This window comes from Pseudomonas sp. NPDC086251 (assembly GCF_044746405.1).
Lineage (GTDB): Bacteria > Pseudomonadota > Gammaproteobacteria > Pseudomonadales > Pseudomonadaceae > Aquipseudomonas.
In genome coordinates this window covers 181210-186936 of the sequence record NZ_JBIVBY010000014.1, presented here as the reverse complement: position 1 = coordinate 186936, position 5727 = coordinate 181210, and the positions used below count along the sequence as shown (strand labels likewise).

General features: G+C 58.3%; 4 protein-coding genes. All 4 read right to left on the bottom strand.

What is annotated here, in order from left to right:
- Positions 1 to 331, bottom strand: a 331-nt coding sequence (locus tag ACIPL2_RS18600) for an ATP-grasp domain-containing protein (RefSeq protein ID WP_401358438.1), incomplete at its 3' end; no start/stop codon positions are given.
- A 196-nt stretch (positions 332 to 527) separates the two neighbouring features.
- Positions 528 to 1964, bottom strand: coding sequence for a dihydrolipoyl dehydrogenase (gene lpdA / locus ACIPL2_RS18595; protein WP_401358436.1), 1437 nt, complete (start codon positions 1962 to 1964; stop codon positions 528 to 530).
- 99 nt (positions 1965 to 2063) lie between these two features.
- Positions 2064 to 3284: a 2-oxoglutarate dehydrogenase complex dihydrolipoyllysine-residue succinyltransferase gene (odhB, locus tag ACIPL2_RS18590; protein WP_401358434.1), complete on the bottom strand. Its 1221-nt coding sequence runs from the start codon at positions 3282 to 3284 to the stop codon at positions 2064 to 2066.
- A gap of 42 nt (positions 3285 to 3326) precedes the next feature.
- On the bottom strand, positions 3327 to 5727 hold a 2401-nt coding region (locus ACIPL2_RS18585; protein WP_401358432.1), incomplete at its 5' end, for a 2-oxoglutarate dehydrogenase E1 component.

Here is a 5727-nt window from a genome sequence, read left to right as displayed (position 1 = left end):
CCAGGTACAGCTCTTTTGCGATATCAGTGCACGTGTCAACCAGGATCTTGGTGACTGGCTGACCATTGGCATCAGTCTGGTAAGTCACCAGACGCTTGCCCAACCACTGTTGAGCGAAGGCTTTGGCGTCTTCTTTGCTGCGAACCAGCTTGACGCCGCCCGCTTTACCGCGACCACCAGCGTGGACCTGGGCTTTGACAACCCACTCGGTGCCACCGATCTTGTCGCAAGCTTCTGCTGCTGCTTCCGGGGTGTCTACGGCGAAACCCTGGGATACTGGCAGGCCGTACTCAGCGAACAGCTGCTTACCCTGATACTCGTGAAGATTCATGCTTATTACCGTCTTCGTTAGGTACTGCGCATTCGGTGCTGCACTTGTTCAAGTGCCGCACCACCTGTGACTGCTGCTTGCGTAGCCTTTCCGGACAACCGGTGCAGCTACGCAAGACTGCGTCCAGCGGATATTCCGCGGTGAGTCTTGCATGCAAGGCTCACGACGGGCCATTCCGCCGTGGTTTCTTATTGTCTTAACGCTTCTTGCGGTTGGCGATGTGAATGGCGCCGCCATTCACAGCCAGAGCTGCTTCGTGCAAGGCTTCAGACAGGGTCGGATGGGAGAAAACCATCATGCCCAGGTCTTCAGCGCTGGTGCCGAATTCCATACCGATCGCGCCCTGCTGAACCAATTCGGCAGCGCTTGGGCCAATCACGTGGACGCCCAATACGCGGTCAGTCTTGGCATCGGCGATGACTTTGACGAAACCACCGGTGTCGTTGGCTGCCATGGCACGGCCGCTGGCGGCGAACGGGAAGGTGCCAACGTTAACTTCAACGCCTTCAGCCTTCAAGGCCTGCTCGGTTTTACCCACCCACGCGATTTCCGGGTGAGTATAAATAACCGACGGGATCAAATCATAGTTCATCTGGGCTTTGTGGCCCTTGATGCGCTCGACGACCATGATGCCTTCTTCCGACGCTTTGTGCGCCAGCATCATGCCGCGAACCACGTCACCGATGGCGTAGACGCCCGGTACAGTGGTGGCGCAGTGATCGTCAACGTGCACGAAACCGCGTTCGTCGAGGGTCACGCCGCAGTCGGCAGCCAACAGATCAGTGGTCACTGGACGGCGACCAACGGCTACGATCAGCTTGTCGAACGTGATGTTCTGTTCGCCGTTGGCATCGGTGTAGTTCACCACGACTTCGTCGCCGTTCACTTTGGAACCGGTCACGCGAGCGCCCAGCTTGATGTCCAGGCCCTGTTTGGTCAGGGTTTTCAGCGCTTCCTTGGAGACAGCGGCGTCAGCAGCCATCAGGAAGGTGTCCAGGGCTTCCAGGACAGTCACTTCTGCACCCAGACGCGACCAGACCGAACCCAGTTCCAGACCGATCACGCCAGCGCCGATCACGCCCAGACGTTTAGGCACGGATTGGAATTCCAGGGCGCCAGTCGAATCGACGATCACATTCTGGTCAACCGGAGCGGGTGGAATGTCGATCGGACGCGAACCTGGAGCCAGGATGACGTTTTCGGCTTCGATGATTTCTACCGAACCGTCAGGCTTGGTGACTTCGACTTTCTTGCCGGCCAGCAGCTTGCCGTGACCCTCAATGGAGGTCACACCGTTGGCTTTGAACAGGGTCGCAACGCCAGAGGTCAGGCCTTTGACGATGTTAGCTTTACGGCCAACCATTGCACCCACGTCCATGGTCACGCCAGCGTGGTTGATACCGTGGATCGCGAAGCCTTCTTTGGCTTCCTTGTATTTCCAGGAGCTGTCCAGCAGCGCCTTGGAGGGAATGCAGCCGACGTTCAGGCAGGTACCGCCGAGGGCCAGTTTGCCTTCCTTGTCGGTGTATTTCTCGATGCAGGCGGTAGTGAGACCCAGCTGTGCTGCTTTGATGGCAGCTACGTAGCCGCCAGGGCCCGCGCCGATCACTACTACGTCAAATTTCTGCGACATTCAAAAAATCCTCTTTTTTGCGGCAAGCTTGAAGCCGCAAGCTTCACGCCACGCTGCCCTTTCGTGCAGCTTGTAGCTTGAAACCTGCGGCTGCTTCTATCAGATATCCAGCAGCAAACGAGCCGGGTCTTCCAGCAGGTTCTTGATGGTAACCAGGAAGGTCACAGCTTCTTTGCCATCGATCAGACGGTGATCGTAGGACAGAGCCAGGTACATCATCGGACGGATTACGACCTGACCGTTGATCGCCATAGGACGCTGCAGAATGTTGTGCATGCCCAGGATGGCCGCTTGCGGCGGGTTGACGATCGGCGTCGACATCATCGAACCGAAAGTACCACCGTTGGTGATGGTGAACGTGCCGCCGGTCATTTCGTCCATCGACAGTTTGCCGTCGCGAGCCTTCTTGCCGAAGGTGGCGATGCCGCCTTCGATTTCAGCCAGGCTCATCAGTTCGGCGTTACGCAGAACCGGTACAACCAGGCCGCGATCGCTGGAAACAGCGACACCGACGTCGGCGTAGCCGTGGTAAACGATGTCGGCACCGTCGATCGAGGCGTTGACAGCCGGGAAGCGTTTCAGCGCTTCGGTGGCCGCTTTCACGAAGAACGACATGAAGCCCAGGCGTACGCCGTTGTGGGACTTCTCGAACAGGTCCTTGTACTTCGAACGCAGGGCCATGACTTCGGTCATGTCGACTTCGTTGAACGTGGTCAGCATCGCCATGTTCGATTGAGCTTCAACCAGACGCTCGGCAACCTTGGCACGCAGACGGGTCATTGGAACGCGTTTTTCAACGCGCTCACCGGCAGCGAACACCGGAGCGGCAGCAGCAGGTGCAGCAGCCTTGGCAGGCGCGGCAGCCGGAGCGGCTTTCTTGGCAGCAACTGCTGCAACCACGTCTTCCTTGGTCACACGACCGCCTTTGCCAGTGCCGGCAACGGAAGCGATGTTGATACCGTTTTCTTCAGCCAGCTTGCGAGCAGCCGGTGCAGCAACAGGATCGTCTTCGCCTTCGCCAGCAGGAGCAGCCGCTTGTGCAGCAGCCGGAGCCGCGGCAGCCGCTGGAGCGGCAGCAGCGCCGCCCGCTTCGATCGAGCCCAGGACTTCGTCGGACAGAACGGTGTCGCCTTCGTTCTTGACGATAGCGCCCAGCACGCCGTCAGCCGTCGCCAACACTTCCAGCACAACCTTGTCGGTTTCGATGTCGACGATCAGGTCGTCGCGCTTGACAGCGTCGCCGGCTTTTTTGTGCCAGGTGGCAACGGTGCCATCGGCAACCGATTCCGGGAAAGTGGGGGCTTTGATTTCGATAGCCATTATCTGTGGGTCCTTAAATTCGGTTTCAGGTGCGCGAAGGCGTTAAACAGTAAAGGCGTCTTGCAGCAGTTTTTCCTGCTGCTCAGCGTGCATCGATGCATAACCACAAGCAGGTGCAGCGGAAGCATCACGACCGGCGTACTCGAGAACGAGCGCTTTGTTGTGATTGCCAACGATGCGACGCATGTGGTGTTGGCTGCAGTACCAGGCACCCTGGTTCATCGGCTCTTCCTGACACCAAACGATATGTTTGAGGTTGGTATAAGGAGCCAGGACTTCGTTCAAGTCGTCCTCAGGGAATGGGTACAGCTGCTCGATACGCACGATGGCGATGTCGTCACGACCTTCGGCACGGCGTTTTTCCAGCAGGTCGTAGTAGACCTTGCCGCTGCACAGAACAATGCGCTCGACCTTTTTCGGGTCTTGGGCATCGATTTCCGGGATAACGGTCTGGAACGAACCTTCAGCCAGATCTTCCAGGGTCGAAATGGCCAGTTTGTGGCGCAGCAGCGACTTAGGCGTCAGCACTACCAATGGCTTACGCAGCGGGCGAATCACCTGACGGCGCAGCAAGTGGTAGATCTGGGCTGGCGTCGTCGGCAAGCACACCTGAATGTTGTGCTCGGCGCACAGCTGCAGGTAACGCTCAAGACGCGCCGAGGAGTGCTCCGGCCCCTGACCTTCGTAACCGTGCGGTAGCAGCATGGTCAGACCGCACAGACGGCCCCACTTGTGCTCGCCACTGGTGATGAACTGGTCGATAACCACCTGGGCACCGTTGGCAAAGTCGCCGAACTGGGCTTCCCAGATCACCAGCGCATCAGGCGTGGTGGTCGAGTAACCGTATTCGAACGCCAGTACGGCTTCTTCGGACAGGAACGAATCGTACAGGTCGAAACGTGGCTGCCCGTCGTACAGGTGCTGCAGCGGGATGTAGGTGCCAGCGTCTTTCTGGTTGTGCAAGACAGCATGACGGTGCGAGAACGTACCGCGGCCGATGTCCTGGCCAGTCATGCGAATCGGGTGACCTTCGAACGCCAGGGTCGCGTACGCCATGGTTTCGGCGTAACCCCAGTTGATCGGCAGGCCGCCGGCTTGCATCTTCTGACGGTCTTCGTAGATCTTGGCAACCTGGCGCTGAACCACGAAGCCTTCTGGAATTTCCAGCAGCTTGGCGGACAGTTCCTGCAAGGTCTTCAGGTCGAAGCGCGTGTCGTGACGCGCAGTCCAGGCGTGGCCCAGATACGGACGCCAGTCCACGAACAACTCTTTGTTCGGCTCTTTGACCAGGCTTTTTACAACATGCAGACCGTTGTCCAGCGCGTTGCGGTATTCATCGATCTTCGCCTGAACACGCTCTGCGTCGAGCACACCGCCCTGGGTCAGACGATCGGCGTACAGCTCACGGGTCGTGCGCTGCTTGGCGATCTGCTGATACATCAGAGGCTGGGTGCCGCTAGGCTCGTCGGCTTCGTTGTGGCCGCGACGACGGTAGCAGAACATGTCGATGACCACGTCACGCTTAAACTGCATGCGGTAATCGATAGCCAGCTGGGTCACGAACAATACAGCTTCCGGATCATCACCATTCACATGGAGGATCGGCGCCTGGATCATTTTCGCAACGTCGGTCGCGTACTCGGTGGAGCGCGCGTCCAGCGGGTTGCTGATGGTGAAACCCACCTGGTTGTTGATCACGATGTGCACGGTGCCGCCGGTTTTGAAACCGCGGGTCTGCGACATCTGGAAGGTTTCCATCACCACGCCCTGACCGGCAAATGCCGCGTCACCGTGGATGGAGATCGGCAGAACCTTTTCACCGGTCGGGTCGTTACGACGATCCTGACGGGCACGCACCGAACCTTCGACCACTGGGGAAACGATTTCCAGGTGGGACGGGTTGAAGGCCATGGCCAGGTGAACTTCACCGCCGGTGGTCATGACGTTGGACGAGAAGCCCTGGTGATACTTAACGTCACCGGAACCCAGCTCGACCTTCTTCTTGCCTTCGAACTCGTCGAACAACTCGCGCGGGTTCTTGCCGAAGGTGTTGACCAGCACGTTCAGACGGCCACGGTGGGCCATGCCGATGACGATTTCCTTGGTGCCGTAGGACCCGGAACGCTGGATCAGTTCGTCGAGCATCGGAATCAGGCTTTCGCCGCCTTCCAGACCGAAACGCTTGGTACCCGGGTATTTGGTGCCCAGGTATTTTTCCAGGCCTTCGCCGGCAGTCACGCGCTCAAGCAAGTGGCTCTTGATGTCGGCAGAGTACGTCGGACGGCCGCGTACGCTTTCCAGACGTTGCTGGAACCACTGGCGCTGCTCGGAATCGGTGATGTGCGTAAATTCAGCGCCGATGGTGCGGCAATATGTCTGCTGCAACGCTTCGTGAATTTCGCGTAGGCTAGACTCTTGTTTGTATATGTTATGGTGTATGTTT